Raw genomic sequence first — 21530 nt, 5'->3', positions numbered from 1 at the left:
ATCAAGCTGATCTGCCATCTTAAGACATCGATCTAGGATGGAACGGCCAAGCATCCGCGATCAGCATGAAACGTCCGTTAGCCTTCGCCCAAATATGCCGCTTGAACTTTTGGATCATTCAGCATGTCTTTAGCATTACCGCTCATCGTGACCAGGCCGGAATCCATCACATAACCGCGATGTGCTGCCTCCAATGCCAACTTAGCATTCTGCTCAACCAGCAAAATAGTAATGCCTTGCGCCGACACATTACGGATTACTTCAAAGATTTTCTCTACCATGATTGGAGACAAGCCCATCGACGGTTCATCCAGCAATAATAGTGTCGGATGACTCATCAGTGCGCGCGCCATGGCGAGCATTTGCTGTTCGCCGCCCGACAACGTTCCCGCCATCTGCGCCGAACGCTCTTTTAGACGAGGAAACACACCGAACCATTTATCGATATCCGCAGCAATAGCAGCCTTGTCGTCGCGAATATAAGCGCCCATCAACAAGTTTTCGTGAATGCTCATCCGCGTAAAAACACCACGGCCTTCCGGCACCATTGCTAGATTTTTCTTGACGAGATCGAACGAGTGATTACCCTTGATCGCCTGACCCAAATAGTGCAGCGTGCCTTCAACTTTACAGTTTGGTAAGGTGCCGGTAATAGCTTTAAGCGTCGTGGTTTTGCCTGCACCATTGGCACCAATCAACGTCACTAACTCCCCTTTGTTGACCTCGAGAGTAATGCCTTTAACTGCTTTGATACCGCCGTATGCCACTTTTAGCCCATCAACGCGCAGAATATTCTCAGCCATTAGTGACCACCTCCCAAGTAAGCTTCAATGACAGCTGGATTCTTTTGGATGTCCGCCGGCAAACCTTCGGCAATCGGCTTGCCATAATCCAGCACCGTCATACGGTCGCATAGCCCCATCATCAGTTTGACGTCATGTTCGATCAACAAAATGGTTTTTCCTTCATTCTTGATTTTAACCAGCAGCTCACGTAAGCCGAGCTTTTCGGTGGCGTTCATCCCGGCGGCGGGTTCGTCCAGTGCCAGCAATTGCGGCTCGGTCGCTAACGCACGTGCAATCTCCAGACGGCGTTGGTCGCCGTAAGACAGGTGGCGCGAGGTGCGATCCGCAAAACGTGCGATACCAACGAAATCAAGCAACGCCATAGAACGCGCGCGGATGCCTGCCTCTTCACGGCGTGCCGCAGGATGCTTAAATACGGCACCAAATACGCCTTGATGGCTACGGACATGACAACCGACCATGACGTTTTCGAGAGCGGTCATTTCACCAAACAGACGAATATTCTGGAAAGTGCGAGCAATTCCCGCTTTCGCCACCTCATGTGGTGCCGAAGGTGAATACGACTTGCCAGATAGCTCAAAAGACCCTGTATCAGGCTGATACAGGCCAGTAATTACATTAAATAAAGTCGTCTTGCCAGCGCCGTTAGGACCAATCAGACCATAAATCTGGCCTTTCAAAATCTTGATGCTGACTTCAGACAATGCCTGCAGGCCGCCAAATCGCTTATTGACGCCGGAGATATTCAGAATAATTTGTTCGCTCATGAGATCTCCTTAGGCCGCCACGACGTCGGCTGACTTCGCAGGTTTATCGACATCGGTATCAGGCCGGTCTTCGTGTTTTGGCGCAGGCCACAAGCCAGATGGACGGGTCAGCATAATCACCACCATTGCCAGGCCATATAACAATTGACGCAATACTTCTGCGTCAATTAAGACCTTACCGAAAATCGCCATCTGGACCGGTTCTACCGTATGCCGCAATACCTCCGGCAATGCCGACAACAAGACAGCACCCAACACGACGCCCGGAATGTGTCCCATACCGCCCAATACCACCATCGCTAATACCGCGATCGACTCGGTCAAGGAGAACGATTCAGGTGACACAAAACCCTGGAACGAGGCAAACATCGCGCCAGCAACTCCCGCAAATGACGCACCCATCGCAAACGCCAGCAACTTGACGTTACGTGTGTTGATGCCCATCGCCTTGGCAGCAATTTCATCTTCGCGAATAGCAACCCATGCCCGACCAAGACGTGAGTGCTGCAAACGCACGGTGATAAAAATGATGGCGACACAAAGAAATAAGAACAAAAAGTAATACGCATTGACGGAAGGCATGCCGAAACCACCAAAATAAACCGTCGCGTTCGACCCACGTGCGCCAGCAAGCGACACGCCAAAAATATGGATCGGGTCAATCAGGTTGATCCCTTGCGGACCGTTGGTAATATTCACCGGTGCGTTCAGATTATTCATGAAAATTCGGATGATTTCACCAAAGCCCAGCGTGACAATCGCCAAATAATCACCGCGCAATTTCAAGGTCGGCGCGCCAAGGATCGCACCAAACAAACCGGCCAGCGCAGCGCCCAGCGGAACAATCACCCACAGCGATAAATGGATACCATTCTGGACGATTTCTGGCCCACAAATCATCACCAGAAAATTCCCCACTGCAGGATAAGTATTGACGAAGGATTCCAGCACCGACGCAAATTGCGGCGATGCCAGAAGACCGGTCATGTAAGCGCCAATCGCATAAAACGCGATGTAGCCCAAATCAAGCAGACCGGCAAAGCCGACCACAATATTGAGTCCCAACGCCAGCATAATGTACAGCAGCGCAAAGTCCATGATTCGGACCCACGAGTTACCGTACATGGAGGCTACAAATGGAAACGCCACCAAAAATACCGCCAGGACGGCCAAACTGCCATAGGCTTTCGCCGGATTTTGTTTCGTATCGAAATAATTAGCCATAAGTTTCTCCAGTCCCGGTTAAGCTCGATCGGCCACACGTTCGCCCATGATGCCGGACGGACGAAGGGTCAGTACGATGATCAGTACGATGAACGCAAAAATATCCTGGTAATTACTACCGAGAAAATTGCCGGTAAGATCACCAATATAGCCAGCACCCAGACTTTCGATTAGCCCCAACAAAATACCACCCAACATCGCGCCGTAAATATTGCCAATTCCGCCCAAGACCGCAGCCGAAAAGGCCTTCAATCCCGGTACGAAGCCCATTGCAAATTGGGCCGAAGAATAATTAGCACCCCACATCACGCCAGCGACTGCCGCCAATGCAGCGCCAATCGCAAACGTCATCACAATGACGCGATTGGAGTCAACACCCATGAGACCGGCAACCCGAGGATTTTCGGCAGTAGCACGCATGGCGCGACCCATTTTAGTTTTCTCCACCAGCAACACCAGACCGACCATCGCAACCGTCGCCAATATCAACAGCATGATCTGGGTCGGAGAAATCAGCGCGCCCAATATATGCACGGGATCAGATGGCATCACTTGCGGCATTGCCAGAGGACTGCGTCCCCATATCATCATCGCAAAAGTCTGCAACAGAATAGAAACACCAATCGCGGTGATCAACGGTGCCAGACGCGGCGCATTGCGTAACGGCCGGTATGCGATCCGTTCGATAACCAGATTGACGATCACACAGACCGGAATAGCGCCCGCAATAGCGATCATCAGTTTGACGATGCCAGGTAAGTCAGGCGCATAAGCCTGGATTAACTTCAGAATCGACAGACCAACCATCGCGCCGATCATTAAGATATCGCCATGGGCGAAATTAATCAGGTTCAAAACGCCGTACACCATCGTGTAACCCAGCGCGATCAAAGCGTACATGCTTCCCAGCACTAAGCCATTGATAATTTGTTGGATAAAGGTATCCATGATTTCCTTATTCTTAATATGATTCGATTCAAATCAGCTCACCTATACCGTCCAACACAGTAAGGAGCCCCGTAGGGTGCTGTTCATCTGTATAGCAAAAATCATTCCAGATACAAAAACGGCACCCGGGTAAAAACCGGCGTGCCATCGAAATAATGAGATTAATTAGCTAAAGTGATGAGAAAGGAAATTTTGTATGGTTGAAATGTCGGCAATTGTAAAAATGCACATAGTAGTTGTCTCCTAATTCATTTTTTTAAAATATTTTTTGTTTCGCTCACTTTTCGCACATTCCCGAGTTGGTGCATTTGTGTAAGATTAGCACCATAACAGGGCGATTATAACGAGCACTGCAGGACTTATCTAGTAGGTTTATAGCATGAATAATTAAGCGATGGCAGCTCGGGGAGCCGATGTTAAATCTACGATGTTTCATCTCCTTTGCATTTAAACTAAAATCGTTTTTTTGCAAAATTTTTATACTATTTTTATACTATTTGTATCCGTTCCAAAGGCCTTAAAATTCAGCGGATTATATCGATATAGAGTGAGTTGGAAACCTTAGTAGTTTCCACATTTCCGTATGTTAATTAAATCCCAAAAGCGGCTGTAGAAGTCTCCATTAGACGCCGCCATAATAACGAGGAAAGGAAAAAACTTTCCATGGAAAAGTAAGCCCTCCTCTAAATTTTATTCCGTGAACACCAGTAATAGAGCGTCATGACGAAAAAAAACCTCATGTACAAATCACGAGGTTTTTTGCTAATGCTCTACAGATTTACTCAGAAAATTTAAGCAAACCACACTGGATAAGGATTGATCTTTTCAACTACCACCAAATAAAACATGCCCGTTAGACCGCTGAGTGACGTCTATTGAGGTTTGATGTTTTCGACGCGCATTAAACCTTTAGGCATCGGAAAAGTCACATTTTCCTCAACGCCGTCCAGCGGGCGAACACTTTTTGCACCGTACTCCTTGAGCCGATCAATGACAGCTTGCACCAATACCTCAGGGGCCGAAGCGCCAGCTGTTAAGCCTATTCGTGGCTTATCTTGCAACCACGCTGGATCAATTTGTGACGCGTTGTCCACCATATAGGCCGCGGTTCCCATTTTTTCGGCTACCTCACGCAGACGATTGGAATTAGAACTATTCGGGCTTCCCACAACAATAACAACATCCACTTGCGGTGCCATGAACTTGACGGCTTGCTGACGATTAGTCGTTGCGTAGCAAATGTCACCCTTCTTTGGCTCGGTAATATTGGGATATTTACGTTTGAGCGCGGCAATCACATCTGCCGTGTCATCCACAGACAACGTGGTCTGTGAGACGTAAGATAACATTTCGGGGTCCGTCACGTTGAGTTTTTCAACATCGTCCACGGTTTCAACTAAATGCATACCTTGCTCTGTCTGCCCCATCGTGCCCTCCACTTCTGGATGACCGTCGTGCCCAATCATAATAATCTCGCGGCCTTCCCTGCGCATCTTGGCGACTTCGATATGCACCTTGGTGACTAACGGACAGGTCGCATCAAATACTTTTAACCCACGCTGTTCCGCCTCTGCCTGAACGGCTTTGGAGACCCCATGTGCCGAGAAAATGACGGTATTACCGGGCGGAACGTCCGCCAATTCCTCAATAAACACCGCCCCTTTTTGGCGCAAATCAGCAACTACATAGGCGTTATGCACAATTTCGTGACGTACATAAATAGGTGCGCCAAACTGTATCAGCGCACGTTCCACTATTTCAATCGCACGATCGACACCTGCACAAAATCCGCGTGGTTGTGCCAGCAAAATCTCTTTATCCATCATATAACCCACCAAAACATGTAATTTTCACAATCCTGCGTTACTTACTTAACTTGGTGCCTACGTTACAAAATACCGATAATTTTTACTTCAAACTGAACCTGTTGACCGGCTAAAGGATGATTGAAATCGAATAATGCACTTTGCTCATCAATTTCACGCAATACACCTGCGAACTGACCACCTCCTGGTGCTGCGAAATCAACTAAATCGCCAATTCGATACTCGTGTCCCAGTTGCGAGTTTTGCTTCAGGGTGGCGCGGGAGACTCGTTGTACCAAATCAGGATTACGAGGACCAAAAGCTTGCTCAGGCGGTAGTTCGAACGTTTTGTGCGTTCCTTCTGGCAGGCCAAGCAAACAATTTTCGAGAAACGGCGCTAACTGTCCCATACCAAATTGCAAAGTCGCAGGAGAAGCCTTGAAGGTGCTGACAATATCATCACCCGCCTGAGAGGCCAGACGATAGTGCAAAGTCAAATAAGACGCTTCGGTTACTACTGGTAAGGAAGAATTAGGCATGAATAAAGGAAATTGGAAACAAAACATCGGAACCGTATTGTAAGGCAGGTTAAAGAAAAAGGTCGGAGTTACCAACGTTATCTCCGATTCAACCCGAACAATCCTTAGGAATACTAAGAATTATTTTTTACATCACCTTTATGAATTAGGACTTACCCAAAATTGTCCGATCAAGGCATGCTTACGAAGACAGTGCACTATTACCGGGCCACGTTGACGGCCAGGAAAGCACAACGCCGATGGGGCGATTTTGCGTACGCACTATGAATAATACCCACAACTGGAAAACATACATTGGCTATTACTGACTGGCCGCTAGACCAACGCCCTCGCGAACGGCTCATCCGACTCGGACCTGAAGCGCTTTCCGATGCAGAACTATTAGCGGTTTTTTTAAGAGTCGGCGTGACCGGCAAAAGTGCGGTTGACCTTGCTCGCGACATGGCTAACCACTTTGGCTCGCTCAACCGCCTGTTTTCCGCCACGCTAAGCGATTTTTCAGCCATTCATGGTCTTGGCCCTGCCAAGTTTGCCCAATTGCAGGCTGTCCTTGAATTAGCAAGACGGGCGCTGAGCGAAAAACTACGGGATGAAGGTAGTTTCAATTCACCCACCGCCGTCAAACAATATCTGCAATTGTTAATATCAAACAAACAGTACGAATCATTTGTAGTACTTTTTTTAGATGTCAAAAATTGTCTGATTGCCTCAAAGGAATTGTTTCGGGGCACTCTGACGCATACTAGTGTTTATCCGCGCGAAGTAGTGAAGGCCGCCCTGGCACATAATGCAGCCAGCGTCATGCTTGCGCATAATCACCCATCCGGAAGCCCAGAGCCAAGTCAGGCGGATCGTGAATTGACCAAGGTGCTGAAACAGGCATTAGATTTAGTAGACGTACGCACTTTGGATCATTTCATCATCGCTGGGTCGTCTGTATACTCATTTGCAGAACACGGATTTTTATAACAATGGTTGACATAAAGCCTCGGCAGAGTTCATTACCTCGCATTGATACGCATTGATAATTGCGTGCTAACTTAAGAAGAGTACTTAACTTCCAGCATGACGTAACTCAGATAACAGCCTGCCCTGGCTGGGCAGTTCCCTATAGTCGCATACCGCCCGAACGATTTCACATAGCTACTTAACAACCAAAATGGTCACCGCATGGCAAATTGTTAAATACAACAAAAGTAAAAAGACACACTTGTTTTCGCCAAGTTATTGAAAAACATCAGTTTTTTAGATATACTCTCATTTTTTCCAATTTCGGAAATCATCTAGGAGTAAAACATGGCACGTGTCTGCCAAGTCACCGGGAAGAAGCCGATGGTCGGCAACAATGTTTCCCATGCAAACAACAAGACAAAACGTCGCTTTTTGCCTAACCTGCAAAATCGTCGTATTTTTGTTGAGTCAGAAAACCGCTGGGTCTCCCTGCGCCTTTCCAACGCCGGTCTGCGCGTTATTGACAAACTCGGCATTGATGTCGTTTTAGTTGATATGCGTGCTCGTGGCGAAAAAGTCTAACTAGCAGAATAAAGGAACCATCATGGCGAAATCAGGCCGCGACAAAATCAAGTTAGAGTCGACTGCTGGTACAGGTCACTTCTACACGACTACCAAAAACAAGCGTACAACACCGGAAAAAATGTCGATCATGAAATTCGATCCGAAAGTTCGTAAGCACGTTGAGTATAAAGAGACAAAGATCAAGTAATTGATCAGACCTCACAAAAAAACCCCGCAAGATTGTATCTTGCGGGGTTTTTTTATTTTTACTCAGCCAAACGTTGAAGCAAAATCTAGTTGATATCGTTTCTGATTAGACAGCCAGAATTAATTATTTTGTTGTCGCTGACGCTGCTGCGCCGTTAGCCGCGATAGGTTGGACCTTATGGACCACGTAACCGACTGGCACCCAACGACCAGCCGCGTACATTAATGACACAGCCTCTCCAGCAGGGGATTTAGTGAAGCGAGAGGAAAATACGACATTTACATAATCCCCTTTCGGTAGGTTTGTTGGTTGACCCACGCGTACGACTTCCGCCCATTCCCGACCATTAAGCGAACCTAAGTCATTGCGTAGATTGGTGAGATACTTGGCCCAATCCTCTTTATTGATGCTTTTTTGCATTACCGGCCCGCTAGCCGTCCACATACGTTCGGCCTGATTGGCATCTGCAAGAGTCGCCCACTGTGATGCAGCCGCGACAGCGCCATCCAGAGACAATGTTTGCGCATACGCGTTGCCATTGCAAACCATCACGCCAACAGCCAGCAAAACATACGCACAATATTGTTTAGACGCTAAGGACTGATTCATAATTTTCTCTGAAATAGAAATGAAATTGACTGATCACTTACACTTGCCAGTGCCATTTTTAGTACCGCACATACAATCTACATCATTTGGCACGTTGTTCACATTTCAGTTCCCTCAAAAAAGAACAAAGCGCCCTCTACGACGGAATAAAAAGTTACCACGGCTTCACTAAAGAAGACACGTTAAAAAATTTAGATTTGCGGCCAACATAAAGTAGGCGAAAAAAAACGGCCTTAACAGGCCGCTTTATAATTACTCACTTTTCGCTTTCGATCAGGAATAACTCCGCAGACGTAAAGAGAAATCTTCCAACGCTTTAATCTTAGATGCTTCAGCGCGTGCACACCAATCCTGAAGCTGATGCAGCAATTGATCACGTGTAAAATGTGACCGCTCCCAAATTGCACCTAACTCAACCCGCATCTCATGCATAGTTTGAAGCGCCTTGCTGTGAAGGAATAACTCCGTTAACTGCTGCTTTTGAGGCGCTTCTAATTTAGTTGGCTCGCGTTGCAATAGCTTTTTTGCCGATTTAAGAAAACCTGATTCCAAAGCTGCTTTTCCAGCCAAATGCGCCCGCTCTTCTTGCCAGGTGCTTTTGAGTGATTTGGCATATTTCGCCATCACATCATATCGATTAGCAATAACAGACTGTAATGTATCCAAGTCCGGAACTAATTTGGCACTATTGAATTTTGGTGCCGGAGCAATTTTCTTGACCTTGGCAAGACCCACTATTTCAAGCATGCGAATATACATCCAGCCGATATCAAACTCATACCACTTCGACGACAACTTGGCCGATGTCCCGAATGTATGATGGTTGTTATGTAATTCTTCGCCACCGATGAGAATACCGAATGGGATGATATTCGTTGCCGCATCATTACAATCGTAGTTGCGATAGCCCCAATAGTGTCCAATGCCGTTGATAATCCCCGCAGCAGTAATTGGAATCCACAGCATTTGTACGGCCCACACGGTCAATCCAATAACACCGAATAAGGCTAGATTGATAAACAGCATCAGCACAATACCCAACGCACTATGTTTGGTGTAAAGATTACGTTCAATCCAGTCGTCTGGAGTGCCATGGCCATATTTTTCCATGGTTTCCGGGACCTTTGATTCGGCGCGATACAACTCGGCACCTTCTAACAAGACCTTTTTAATTCCGCGTGTCACCGGGCTATGAGGATCTTCCTCAGTCTCGCATTTAGCGTGGTGCTTCCGATGAATCGCCGCCCATTCTTTGGTGACCATTCCGGTACTCAGCCATAGCCAGAATCGAAAGAAATGACTCGGAATCGCATGCAAATCAAGCGCACGATGAGCTTGGCAACGATGCAGATAAATAGTGACACCAGCGATGGTAATGTGGGTAACAACAAGCGTAAAAATGACAACTTGCCATGCTGTAGCACCAGTCAAACCATTCGACAGAAAATCAATAATTGCATTGAACACTAAGTGTCCTCCATAGGTGATGATGGCGCTGTAGCAGAATTTGGCGCTCTTTTCGTACAAGTTGAGGGTAAGTTCGCGGGTAGTTACCAGTCACTTAACCGAAATTAACTCCCTATTGTACTACCTTTACAGGATGTTTTTTGAATTCGGTAAGACCGACTGGCTATCTATCTGCGCAACTTGTTGTGAATCTGCACCTGGACTGTGGCTGGCAACCATCCGCAAATCAGTCCGTGATTGGGCTACTTTGATCTTGTGCGTCTGTAGCGCCCGCCAGATTGCTCTGTTCACATCAGACAGCACATTCAACCTTCCGTTCTCTGGATCGACAATCCAGAATCCGACCTCTAGCTCTAATCCGCTCGAACCTATCTTCAACAAAATAGCTTGAGGTAAAATTTCGTGAGTCACACGTTCGACAATACTGACGGCCTCTTCCAATATTGTGAGTACTTCTTCAATATTTTCCTGATACACAATCGTGAGTTGTGTAGATAGTCGCAAAATACGATGATTCAGAGAGTAGTTCTGCACCGCATTAGTCATGAAGACATCATTCGGCACAATCGACTCGATGCCGTCCAGCGCCTCCAGAACCGTGAAGCGGCTGTTAATTTGGGTCACTTTTCCGTAATAAGTCCCTACACCGACCATGTCGCCGATAGATAGACTGCGCTCGAGCAAAATGACAAATCCGGAAACGTAGCTGCTCGCTATTTTTTGTAGACCCAGACCAAGGGCCACACCAAGCGCACCACCGAATACTGAGAGCACAGTTAAATCAATACCGACCAGCGATAGACTCAGCAGAACCGCTACCAAAACCAACACTGCGCGCGCCATTCTCGCCACCACAGTGCGCAGGGATGAATGCATGGTGTTCAAACGCATCAGGCGCTGTTCAAGTGTGGCCCCAGCCCATAACGCGATAATTAGGGTTACCAGAACGGAGATTAAAGCCTGAAATATAGCGAGAAGAGAAACTTGATGGCGACCGATCGGCAAGATAGTGTTGGCAAGGTAATCGACTAAATCCGGCCACAATCCTGTGATGTACAACAAAACGCTGCCCCATATTAGCGCCCCGAACGCCTTCTCAAACAGCAACAAAAAAGTGCTGACACCACGGTCGCGCACAAATACACGACGCAGCACGTAAAAAACAAAACGCATCAGGCCAAGAGAAGCCATCAATGGTATCGCCAGACGCAAAAAACTAACTGGTTGCTGCCATTTGGCGGCAATCAATTTAGCCAGGACAAGAAACAATACTGCGAGAAGCGGCGTCAATACTTGTGCAAAACTGCGTAATCCAATTTGGACTACCGGTTGCTTGAGATCGTCAACGGCAAAAATACGACGTAATACCCGTGCGCAGAGCCATCCAAGTCCGACGCAAGCGAGGGCCACTGCGACCTGCATCAGCAAGCCAGGGGCCGCCAAATTGTGTGCGAGGCTATCAGCCATATCAGAGAGAAAATCGAACATGATGATGGGGAGTGTTGGTCTGTATAGGATAGGCGTCTGAGGGTGTTACCGTTGGACTGTCGTGTTGTCGCGCACGGTTTTTGTACCGGCTTTACCGCGACGCTTAGCCGTATCCGGCAGGCTTCTGGCGTCCTTAAGGTGACGCTGCCAATTCATTGCGTAACGTGCGGCTATCGCTGGATTATCGCGAACGATAAGGACGTTTTCCGCATTTTTATGCTGAGCGCTCCAGGTAAAATTAAAGCTTCCTGTTATCACCGTGGCATCTTTTTCCGTCGGATCAATTACGATAACTTTATTATGGGCACTCCGATAGTTTGTCTCGCCCCATACTGGAATATTAGCAGTTACTAAGCGTTCGACTTGAGTTCCAGGATTTTTTTTAAGCTGATGCTCATCGACCAGTATCTGAACATCTACCCCACGTTTCCTGGCAGCAATCAATGCCGTAGCAATTGGGCGATTCGTCAATATATACGCTTGGACCAATACCTGTTTGCGAGCGCCCGCGATCTCCTGCGTGATCAAACCCTCAATATCATCCCAAGGTGAAAACGCGGCTTGCAAAGTGCCGGTCGCCAGTTCACGTGGCGGTGTCGCGTCAAAAGCGCGAACCTGCGCCGCCGCCAGTCCCATCGTGATGATGATAGTGGCGGCAACCAGCCGTTCGCGCAGCTTTACGAAACAAAAAGAGCCTGGCGTCATTTACGGACAAATACCGCCGCAAAAAAACCGTCTGTGTGATGCAGATGTGGCATCAGCTTCAGATAATCATCCATTTCCAACGCAATTTTTTGCTCTGCTAAGACATCCTTCATCGGTAGCAATGAAAAATCTTCGTGCGTAGCCAGGAACTGCGCTGCAATTGCTTCGTTTTCTTCATCAAGTAGACTACAAGTGCCGTATACCAAACGACCACCTGATTTGACTAAGCGTGCAGCGCTCGACAAAATCGCGGTTTGCTTGGCATTCATTTCGATAATCGCTTCTGGCGTCTGACGCCATTTAACATCAGGATTACGGCGCAAAGTGCCTAAGCCACTACAAGGTGCATCAACCAACACGCGATCAATTTTGCCAGCCAAACGCTTTACCTTTGCGTCATTTTCATGCGCAATCAGTACTGGATGGATATTCGACAAACCACTACGCGCCATCCTTGGCTTTAGCTTTGCCAGACGCTTTTCAGAAACGTCAAACGCGTACAAACGTCCCGTATTGCGCATAGTCGCACCGAGCGCCAAAGTCTTACCGCCAGCGCCAGCACAAAAATCCACAACCATTTCGCCACGTTTTGCGCCAACGATTTGGGCCAGCAACTGACTTCCCTCATCTTGCACTTCAATTGCACCACTCTTAAATAGGGGCAAATTTTGAACAGATGGCTTTTTAATAATACGCAAGCCGAGCGGCGCATACGGTGTCGGCTCACAAAGAATCGGTGCCTCCGCTAGCGTAGCGATCACATCATCACGTGCAGCTTTGACTGAGTTGACCCTTAAATCTAGAGGTGCAGGCGTATTCAATGCTTCCGCGAGCAACAAGGTATTTTCCTCACCATCACGCGCGACCAGTTTTTCATAAAGCCATGCCGGTAAATTAGCGCGCATGTGCGCTGGCAACAGTCGGCGATCGATTTCAGCCACCCGCGCTAGCCATTCTGCTTCTTCTTCGGACAGACCACCAAGAGAATCTGCACCAACCGCGTCAGCCAGACCTAACAAAGTCATTCTGCGCATAGTCGGGCCATTGCCAGATTCGGCAAAACTGGTGTACACCAATTTGTTACGTAATAAACCATACACAGCTTCGGCTATTACACCACGTTCACGTGAACCAAGCTTTGGGTGATCGCGAAAATAGCGGGATAAAGTAACGTCAGCAGGACCGGTAAATCGTAAAACTTCGCGCAATACTTCTTCGGTAAGACCGATGATCGCTGGAGGCAATCTCATGTTAAATCTTTCATAAAAACTAATTATTTTGTTTGAAGCGCAGCGCTTCAGGTTGCTATCTGTTTTGGATACTTCTATTTTTACTATGTTTTTGCTCTTTTTATGGTGCTGTTTTTTTGTCTTTTTTTGCTTCAAACGTATTACTGATACTTATAGCGTCTTTAAGATTACGTTTCCAGACTACATGCGTGACCTATTCGGGTCAATGACGGTGAGCAACTATTCCGCCAAATCACCATCCAGCGCGATGTCACCGCGCTTATACACTCGTCCATTTTGGATCATGAGTCGCCCTTCTACAAACCACCGAACTGCACGGGGATACATTTGATGTTCCAGTATCAAGATCCGCGCCTCTAACGATTGAACAGTGTCGTCGTCCATTACCGGCACCACTTCTTGCAGAACGATCGGCCCATGATCAAGATCAGCAGTCACAAAATGAACCGTTGCGCCATGCACTTTAACACCCATTGTCAATGCTTGAAGATGCGTTGCCAACCCGGTGAAACTTGGTAATAAGGACGGATGGACGTTCAGCATCCGACCTGCATAATGCTGAACAAACGGCGCAGTCAAAATTCGCATAAATCCCGCGAGCACGACCAAATCGGGTGAAAACCGGTCTATTTCATCTAGCAACGCAGCGTCAAATGACGTGCGGTCAGGGTAATCTTTATTGGAGACAACCGCTGTCGGGATACCGTGCGCAGCGGCAAAGGACAAACCACCTGCATCGGCGCGATTGCTTATAACAGCCGCAATTTTGGCCGGCCATTGCTCAGTTTGTGCTGCCCGGACGATGGCTTCCATGTTGCTGCCACGTCCAGAAATAAGGATAACGATGCTTCTCATGGCGCGCATTGTACCCGCTGCGCAGCAGCTTAGGAACGTTGACGCACAAAATGACGTAGAAAATCTTCTTAAATTTGGTCTGAAAGAGACAAAGCGATTTCTAAACCGACGATGCGTTGCAATCGCATTTTGGTTGCTTATTATGCAATACTAAGTCTTGAAACCAAGTTATTGAAAAGAGTAAAACACGCGAAAAGCGACTTTTTTCTCTGCCCAAAAATCCGCACTATCCCGGAACACGTCCAGCAAAATTTCACGAGCCTCTTTGTCAAATTTTTGTGTATTTGGCAATTGCTCTATAACGATGATAAAACCTGGCTGCGGTCCGGCTTTATGCGCAAGATCTGTCAGACAATCGGCTAGTGCATCGAAGTTCTTACCGAAATGTTTAGGAAAATAAAAAGCTTGTGCAATTTTTGAAAGCACCTGTTGTTTGGTCATTGCCTCTGCACAATATGCGTACAGAAAATGTTGGCCCAGACGAACTGCCTCGGTCTGTAATTCAGCCACGCGAAATGCACGGATAGATTGCACTACGTTTGGCGGCACGGTTTTAAACAAACTCATTTTTCCCTCAACTAAATGCAATGATGGGTTGCAGTTTTATACTGAAATCGATATTTGACTATTCCTGAACACGCTTAAAGGAGGCGTAATGGTCATCGGTATAATAATATTCACTCGAAGCGTTGACTGTTCCACCAGAGATAAGTCGGCGAGCGCCGCGGTTCCTTGCTCGCGGTGTTTTTACGGTGAACTCATGATAATAACCACGCTTTTGTTTTGGCAAAAGCCCCTCATAGTTTCCAAACACGACGCCATCTTTCCTATAGGAAAAAGGTCCACCCTGCTTGATCAGCACCAACGTTTGCCGGGCCTCGACGGGGAGTTGCGATAAGGCAATTGTATCGACTAGCAACGGATTGCGGGCAAAAACTTGGACCGAAAACAACAAGCCTATTAGCAGGAGACCAAATTGCTGAAGAAATGGGAGTCGTCGCCGAGCGCTCACAATCGCGAAAATGCATGCGTAAATTGAAGCTACTTTATTTTTCATATTTTTAATAATTTCTGAAGAATCAGCTATTGAGATTAACTTGTTGCAGAAACCCAATCAACACGCATCTACCATCCGTACAAAGTTGATGCCCACTTTCCCTGTATTTAGCCCGATCGCGGGCCTCTCAATGAAAACACTTAATATCAACTCGCGCAGTTTCGGTTAAAAGTTCTGACAGTTCTTCAATAACAAAACAAGAATAGAGCTAAAGATATTTTTTAGCCGGTACGAATTCGGCTAAGCACGAATCAATCGTTCGACACTTGATCGGCAAAAAAATTCACTACATCCTCGCGCCGTGCATACGTATCCTTTTGCCCCATTTGTATTAATTCGCAGGTATAACCTGATTCGAACAATAAATAGGAAGCCAATGCCGCCCCCCTTAATTCGGTTGCACCTATCCCGCCCAGCAATGCACGAATTGATTTCGGGAGGCTACGGATATGACGAATAGCGATGTCATCAATTTGCTCTGACGGCGAAATAATGAGCATTTCAATGGGCTTCAATGGCGTATGCTCGCGTTGCTCCTCAGTGAGAAATGACAGCGTGTGATTAATACGCTCCAGTCGCTCGATATCGACGGCCAGCCCATCGAGAAAAATACTCGATAAAGCATGCCCTGCAATTTGCGCCAAACTAGGGTAATGGGGAAACAGAGGAACATCCATCGGTGGCTGCATCATGCGGCCCGCACCGACTACCAATACCTTGCTCGCGCCAAGATGAATTGCGGGAGAAATGGGAGCCAGTTGTCGCATCGAACCATCTCCAAAATATTCACGCTGACCTTCGCAATAAATGGGAACGGCCGGAAAAATAAACGGGATCGCAGACGATGCCAGCAAATGTTCGACACCGATCTGGTCTCTGATCGCACGTCGCTGGCTGCGCGTCCAGGATTGAATTTCGTGGGCACTCTGGTAAAAGGTCGTGTGCAGACCCGTACTATAAGAAGACGCCGTTACCGCCAGCGCTTTCAAACTCCCGTTAGTCAACGCGGCGTCCAACCCCTTTAAATCTAACGAACGATGTAACAGTGTCACCAAAGGCGTATTGTCGAGCAAGGAACTCGGTGGATGTGCGTGCCATTGACGCAGTAACCAGCCAAACGACAGCAACGAAAGCCAACGCGCGCCCGACCGTAACACGCCAAGCGAATCCGCCCGATAGACATGTTCGACACTAAAATGCTTCCAGACCTGGAGAAGATGATCAACGCCCTCAGAAAAATTATCCGCCCGACACGCCAGCGCAGTAGCATTAATAGCACCTGCTGAAGTCCCGCAAATGATATCGAACGGATTCCGCTTTGGCGCCCACCCGTGCTCACGCAAAATGGCGGAAACCGCATCCAGAACGCCGGCCTGGTAAGCTGCACGCGCTCCGCCTCCGGTCAAAATAAGGCCCACATTTTTTCTGTTCGTCATGATGCCAAGCTTAACAGGGCAACGCATTATTTTTGCAAAGGACCGCAAAAACAAGAAATTCCCCAAATATGTTCGCGCTGATACATACACACAACATATGCACCCAAACGTAGAAGAGAGAGACCAAAGCAAGAAGCGAAAAGCGAAAATCAAGCTTCCAACAACAATCTCACTACGATCAGCGGTTTTTATAAAAAATTTGCGCAATCCTGTGGAGTCGATAACGTGCTATCTGCTTGGCGCAGATAGCCAAAGATTTGATTGCGCCCCCTCAATATCGTGAGGCGTAGTCACTGCCAAAATCATTGGATGCTAATCTCCACTCTCCGTGCCTCTGCATTGTCGCCACTACCGGTGGTTATCTCGGGTTTTTGCAATATGATCCGGTCTTCGGTGACACCACCCATTAACAACAGTGCCTTGACGCTCATGGCGCGCTCTTTGGCGATCTCGGCGTTATTTGCTGAGTTACCAGTGGCATCATGAAACCCTCGCAAGACCAGCTTGGCGTCGGGCCTGGCTTTAGCGGCAGCGATGATAGTAGCCAGCTGATCTGCAGCACCAAACGGGGCATCGCTTTTGCCCTCGGCAAAACGAATCACTGTGACATCGGTTGGCGCGGCAAGCGTACCGGTTACCTGACCATGAGCGGAAGCACCGCCATCAACCGCGCCACTGCTTCCGCTCACTGTTGGCGCTACGACCAAAGGTGTCACCACGACTGCAATAACTTGGGTCGGCGCACTTGCACCACCCAACAGGTTTGCGCCTCCCATCGGCAAAATTGGTACCAGTAATAACGCCACAATATTGATGATTTTGATGAGTGGATTAATTGCCGGTCCCGCCGTGTCTTTATAAGGGTCTCCGACGGTATCGCCGGTCACTGCCGCCTTATGCGCCTCCGAACCTTTGCCACCGTGATTGCCGTCCTCGATGTATTTTTTGGCGTTATCCCAGGCACCGCCGCCGGTCGTCATCGAGATGGCGACAAACAACCCCGTAACAATAGTCCCCATCAACAAACCACCAAGTGCCGCCGGGCCTAATATTAAACCCACCAGAATCGGAACAACGACAGGAAGAAGCGACGGCACGATCATTTCCTTAATCGCAGACGAAGTCAGCATATCCACTGCCTTGTCGTACTCAGGTTTACCAGTACCATCCATGATTCCTTTAATATCACGGAACTGTCGACGCACTTCGACCACTACAGCGCCAGCAGCCCGACCGACCGCTTCCATCGCCATGGCCCCAAATAAGTACGGAATCAGTCCACCAATAAATAAACCAACAATCACAAGTGGATTTGATAATTCAAAGGCGGTACTGTTACCCACCGAATCCAGTGCATGGGTGTAATCAGCAAACAGCACGAGCGCCGCCAATCCGGCCGAGCCAATCGCATAGCCTTTGGTCACCGCTTTGGTCGTATTGCCGACCGCATCAAGCGGATCAGTAATCGCACGCACCGATTCCGGCAAGCCCGACATCTCTGCGATGCCGCCCGCATTATCGGTAATCGGTCCATAAGCATCAAGCGCAACGATGATGCCAGCCATTGACAGCATCGCGGTCGCAGCAATCGCAATGCCGTACAAACCGGCCAGCCAATAAGACGCAAGAATCGCGACACACACCGCGAGCACTGGATAGGCGGTTGACTTCATGGAAACGCCGAGGCCAGCAATAATATTGGTGCCATGACCGGTGGTCGAGGCCTCAGCAATATGACGTACAGGTTTGAAATCAGTGCCAGTGTAATATTCCGTGATGTAGACCATCAGGCCGGTCAGAATGATACCGATTAGTGCAGAACCCATCATCGGCAACACCATCGGAGGCGGTAATAGTAGCCAAGTGACTACCGCGAAGCCAATCAGGCTGAGAATCGCCGCCCACCACAAACCCGTGTACAAAGCCGACATAATTTTTTTGCCGGGCTTGACCTTGACCATTGAGCAGCCAACGATGGAAGCCAGAATCGAGACACTGCCCAGCATCAGCGGATATAGCACGGCTTGTAATTCAAATCCTTTAATCAGCAATGATCCTAACAACATGGTTGCAATCAACGTCACCACGTAAGTCTCAAATAAATCTGCCGCCATCCCCGCGCAATCGCCAACATTGTCGCCAACGTTATCCGCAATCACGGCCGGATTGCGTGGATCATCCTCAGGTATACCAGCCTCAACTTTGCCCACCAAATCGGCCCCGACATCTGCTCCTTTGGTAAAAATACCGCCGCCCAACCGCGCAAAGATAGAAATTAACGAGGCGCCAAATGCAAGACCGATGAGCGGCTTTAAGACATCATGCAGCGACATATCCGGGCGACTAAAAAAAGTAATCAGCAATAAATAGAAAATCGTTACACCAAGCAGGCCTAGTCCGACTACCAACATTCCAGTGATAGCACCGCCACGAAATGCCACATCGAGCGCTTGATTTAAACCTTTGGTGGCGGCTTGTGCAGTGCGCACATTGGCACGTACCGATACATTCATTCCGATAAAACCACACGCCCCGGACAACAGCGCACCGACCAGAAAGCCGAGAGCCGTGACCAGTCCGAGGCCTGGAATAAATCCGATGATGATGAATAGCACCACACCGACGATAGCAATGGTGCGGTATTGGCGAGCCAGGTAGGCTGCAGCCCCTTGCTGAATGGCCGCGGCGATTTCCTGCATGCGCGGGTTTCCTGGGTCTTGCTTTAAAATCCAGCTGCGTGACACCATTCCATATATCACAGCAATAATGCCGCAAGCGATCGCAAACCATAGACCAGATGCCATGTTGACTCCTCCTGTTTTATTACGGACAACCATCACAAAGTAAACAACCACATTAAGTAAATAGGCGTTCCGCCATTTTGGTGGATACGCATCAATCTACAAATCATGTGTACTGAAAAACTTTTTGTTGCCCTTTTATTTTCAGAAGTCGGCCTGGGCTGGCGTGTCTAAAACTAACGGTTATTGATTACTATCCTAACCACATGTGAAATTCTTTACAATCTTTACAGCGCATAGAAATAAAAAAAGCGGACTCATGGTCCGCTCTTTTTTAGGCTTCCAATGCCTTGAAGGCACTGTCGCGAATTTGATCAACAGGTCCAACTCCAACGATTTTGCGATATTGTGGCGCGCCGGGATTTCCTGCCTTAGCCCAGTCACCATAATATTTAACAAGAACTTCAGTTTGCTCGTGATACACAAAAAGACGTTTCTGCACGGTTTCTACTTTGTCGTCGTCACGGAGGATCAACTCTTCTCCAGTCACATCATCAATCCCTTCCACCTTTGGCGGATTGAACTTGACATGGTAAGTGCGACCAGAAGCAGGATGTACGCGTCGGCCACTCATACGCTCAACAATTGCCGCGTCCGGCACATCAATTTCCAGCACGTAGTCAATCGCCACGCCTGCTTCTTTCATCGCATCAGCTTGTGGCACTGTGCGTGGAAAGCCATCAAACAGATAGCCGTTGGCACAATCCGCTTGCTTCAGACGATCTTTTACCAGGCCAATAATAATATCGTCCGAGACCAAACCACCCGCATCCATCACTTTTTTTGCTTCGATACCAAGTGGTGTTCCCGCCTTGACGGCTGCCCTTAGCATGTCACCGGTAGAAATTTGCGGAATGTTGAATCGTTCTTTTATAAAGGTAGCTTGCGTGCCCTTACCGGCACCGGGCGCTCCTAGAAGGATGAGGCGCATATTATGTAGTCCTAAGGTGAGTTTGAAATTTATTTGATGACGCTCATTTCTACACTTTCAATGCTAAATATCTAGACTTACTTTGAAAATCGCAGCGGCGTCATTTTGCAACCATTGTTATAACACGCTAACTTTGCATGAAACTTACCACAAAATTTTACCAAACAGCACTCTAACGGTGCAGTTACGTGGTTTTGTAGATGCTTATTTTACCGAGCCATTACTGTTCTTTTACTGTTTTGCTCTGATTCATTACCGGCTTAAAGCTGGTTTATAGCTGATTTAAAGAAAAATCATAGACCAACTTTAGCCAATAAAGAAACCGCTGAGTCAGCGACGCATTAACAAATTAGTCCTTGAAAAATTGTCGCACGCGCTCCAGGTCTTCTGGTGTATCAACGCCAGCGGCCGGTGCGTCCTGCGCGATATGGACCGCAATCGGAAAGCCATGCCACAACACGCGAAGCTGTTCCAGCGCTTCAATTTGTTCTAATGGCGACACCGTCAGTGTCGGATAAGTTTGTAAAAACGCGTAGCTATAGGCGTACAGCCCGATATGCCGTAATGGTACGTAGTCGCTGGGCAACGATTGTCGCGATTGCGCAAACCCATCCCGGTGCCAGGGAATAGTTGCACGAGAAAAATACAACGCACGACCATGTTTACTGACAACCACCTTCACTACGTTCGTGTTAAAGGCATCCGCGACACTATTAATTGCATGCGCTGCCGTTGCCATGGGCACGCCATCTACAATCTGCGCGGCGGTGGCTGCAATCAATTCTGGATCAATTAACGGCTCATCGCCCTGAACGTTAACCACTACGGCATGTGCCGCCAATCCTAAACCCGCTGCCACTTCCGCAATCCGATCCGTTCCAGAAGGGTGATCAGAACGCGTTAAACGTGCGACAACCCCGTATTTCTCACACGCAATCAAAATGTCGACATGATCAGTTGCGACGATGACCTGAGCAGCGCCGGAGAGCGCCGCCCGCTCGGCGACTCGCACAATCATTGGCTTGCCGCCGAGATCAGCTAAAGGCTTATTTGGCAATCTGGTCGATGCTAATCGCGCAGGAATAATGACAGTAAAGGACATTGGCGATCTTTATAGGG

At 48.1% G+C, this 21530-nt stretch carries 21 protein-coding genes; 3 read left to right on the top strand and 18 right to left on the bottom strand.

Translation table 11 applies throughout. The features are described from left to right. Positions 1-77 precede the first annotated feature (77 nt). From RGU75_RS15130 to RGU75_RS15105, 6 genes are all read right to left on the bottom strand, one after another. Positions 78-803 carry an ABC transporter ATP-binding protein gene (locus tag RGU75_RS15130; RefSeq protein WP_322237251.1) on the bottom strand — a complete coding sequence of 242 codons (726 nt, stop codon included), beginning with the start codon at positions 801-803 and terminating at the stop codon, positions 78-80. Then, on the bottom strand, positions 803-1573 hold the full coding sequence (locus RGU75_RS15125) for an ABC transporter ATP-binding protein (RefSeq protein WP_322237249.1): 771 nt from the start codon (positions 1571-1573) through the stop codon (positions 803-805). Before RGU75_RS15125 ends, RGU75_RS15130 begins: the two co-directional genes overlap by 1 nt. Before the next feature lie 9 nt (positions 1574-1582). Further along, entirely contained in the window at positions 1583-2797 is a 1215-nt protein-coding gene (locus RGU75_RS15120) for an ABC transporter permease subunit (RefSeq protein ID WP_322237247.1), read from the bottom strand. An 18-nt stretch (positions 2798-2815) separates the two neighbouring features. Further along, the gene (locus RGU75_RS15115; RefSeq protein ID WP_322237245.1) at positions 2816-3745 is read right to left on the bottom strand and encodes a branched-chain amino acid ABC transporter permease; all 930 of its coding nucleotides are present in this window, start codon (positions 3743-3745) and stop codon (positions 2816-2818) included. Positions 3746-4617: 872 nt separating this feature from the next. Next, positions 4618-5568, bottom strand: a complete 951-nt coding sequence (gene ispH, locus RGU75_RS15110; RefSeq protein WP_322240558.1) for a 4-hydroxy-3-methylbut-2-enyl diphosphate reductase — start codon at positions 5566-5568, stop codon at positions 4618-4620. Positions 5569-5633: 65 nt separating this feature from the next. Continuing rightward, on the bottom strand, positions 5634-6089 hold the full coding sequence (locus tag RGU75_RS15105) for a peptidylprolyl isomerase (RefSeq protein WP_322237243.1): 456 nt from the start codon (positions 6087-6089) through the stop codon (positions 5634-5636). A gap of 294 nt (positions 6090-6383) precedes the next feature. Here RGU75_RS15105 and radC point away from each other — a divergent pair, with 294 nt between their 5' ends. The 3 genes from radC (at position 6384) to rpmG (ending at position 7812) form a co-directional block, all read left to right on the top strand. Continuing rightward, the gene (gene radC / locus RGU75_RS15100) at positions 6384-7058 is read left to right on the top strand and encodes a RadC family protein (RefSeq protein WP_322237241.1); all 675 of its coding nucleotides are present in this window, start codon (positions 6384-6386) and stop codon (positions 7056-7058) included. 327 nt (positions 7059-7385) lie between these two features. Further along, on the top strand, positions 7386-7622 hold the full coding sequence (rpmB, locus tag RGU75_RS15095; protein WP_168056908.1) for a 50S ribosomal protein L28: 237 nt from the start codon (positions 7386-7388) through the stop codon (positions 7620-7622). A 22-nt stretch (positions 7623-7644) separates the two neighbouring features. Continuing rightward, positions 7645-7812 carry a 50S ribosomal protein L33 gene (gene rpmG, locus RGU75_RS15090; RefSeq protein WP_009667251.1) on the top strand — a complete coding sequence of 56 codons (168 nt, stop codon included), beginning with the start codon at positions 7645-7647 and terminating at the stop codon, positions 7810-7812. A 123-nt stretch (positions 7813-7935) separates the two neighbouring features. Here rpmG and RGU75_RS15085 read toward each other — a convergent pair whose 3' ends face one another. The 12 genes from RGU75_RS15085 to kdsB all read right to left on the bottom strand — a co-directional run bounded on the left by RGU75_RS15085 (position 7936) and on the right by kdsB (position 21513). Beyond that, a complete protein-coding gene (locus RGU75_RS15085) occupies positions 7936-8421 on the bottom strand; it encodes a DUF4019 domain-containing protein (protein ID WP_322237238.1) in 486 nt (161 codons plus the stop codon). A gap of 273 nt (positions 8422-8694) precedes the next feature. Further along, positions 8695-9888 carry an acyl-CoA desaturase gene (locus tag RGU75_RS15080; protein WP_322237236.1) on the bottom strand — a complete coding sequence of 398 codons (1194 nt, stop codon included), beginning with the start codon at positions 9886-9888 and terminating at the stop codon, positions 8695-8697. Between the two features lie 126 nt (positions 9889-10014). Then, complete coding sequence (locus RGU75_RS15075) at positions 10015-11355, bottom strand: mechanosensitive ion channel family protein (RefSeq protein WP_322237234.1); 1341 nt, start codon at positions 11353-11355, stop codon at positions 10015-10017. 66 nt (positions 11356-11421) lie between these two features. Next, positions 11422-12081 carry a phospholipase D family protein gene (locus RGU75_RS15070; protein ID WP_322237232.1) on the bottom strand — a complete coding sequence of 220 codons (660 nt, stop codon included), beginning with the start codon at positions 12079-12081 and terminating at the stop codon, positions 11422-11424. Further along, positions 12078-13331: an RsmB/NOP family class I SAM-dependent RNA methyltransferase gene (locus tag RGU75_RS15065; RefSeq protein WP_322237229.1), complete on the bottom strand. Its 1254-nt coding sequence runs from the start codon at positions 13329-13331 to the stop codon at positions 12078-12080. Before RGU75_RS15065 ends, RGU75_RS15070 begins: the two co-directional genes overlap by 4 nt. Positions 13332-13550: 219 nt before the next feature. Next, positions 13551-14186, bottom strand: coding sequence for a phosphoribosylglycinamide formyltransferase (purN, locus tag RGU75_RS15060; protein WP_322237228.1), 636 nt, complete (start codon positions 14184-14186; stop codon positions 13551-13553). A gap of 168 nt (positions 14187-14354) precedes the next feature. Next, complete coding sequence (locus RGU75_RS15055; RefSeq protein WP_322237226.1) at positions 14355-14753, bottom strand: barstar family protein; 399 nt, start codon at positions 14751-14753, stop codon at positions 14355-14357. 58 nt (positions 14754-14811) lie between these two features. Continuing rightward, the gene (locus RGU75_RS15050; protein ID WP_322237224.1) at positions 14812-15243 is read right to left on the bottom strand and encodes a ribonuclease; all 432 of its coding nucleotides are present in this window, start codon (positions 15241-15243) and stop codon (positions 14812-14814) included. Positions 15244-15494: 251 nt separating this feature from the next. Then, on the bottom strand, positions 15495-16679 hold the full coding sequence (locus RGU75_RS15045; protein ID WP_322237222.1) for a patatin-like phospholipase family protein: 1185 nt from the start codon (positions 16677-16679) through the stop codon (positions 15495-15497). Between the two features lie 302 nt (positions 16680-16981). After that, complete coding sequence (locus RGU75_RS15040) at positions 16982-19483, bottom strand: sodium-translocating pyrophosphatase (RefSeq protein ID WP_322237221.1); 2502 nt, start codon at positions 19481-19483, stop codon at positions 16982-16984. A gap of 271 nt (positions 19484-19754) precedes the next feature. Then, positions 19755-20411, bottom strand: a complete 657-nt coding sequence (gene adk / locus RGU75_RS15035) for an adenylate kinase (RefSeq protein WP_322237219.1) — start codon at positions 20409-20411, stop codon at positions 19755-19757. 349 nt (positions 20412-20760) lie between these two features. Next, positions 20761-21513: a 3-deoxy-manno-octulosonate cytidylyltransferase gene (kdsB, locus tag RGU75_RS15030; protein ID WP_322237217.1), complete on the bottom strand. Its 753-nt coding sequence runs from the start codon at positions 21511-21513 to the stop codon at positions 20761-20763. Positions 21514-21530 lie beyond the last annotated feature (17 nt).

The organism is Glaciimonas sp. CA11.2 (genome assembly GCF_034314045.1).
Classification (GTDB): domain Bacteria; phylum Pseudomonadota; class Gammaproteobacteria; order Burkholderiales; family Burkholderiaceae_D; genus Glaciimonas.
Note: the sequence above shows the minus strand (reverse complement) of the source record. Positions and strands in the feature narration are given on the sequence as shown.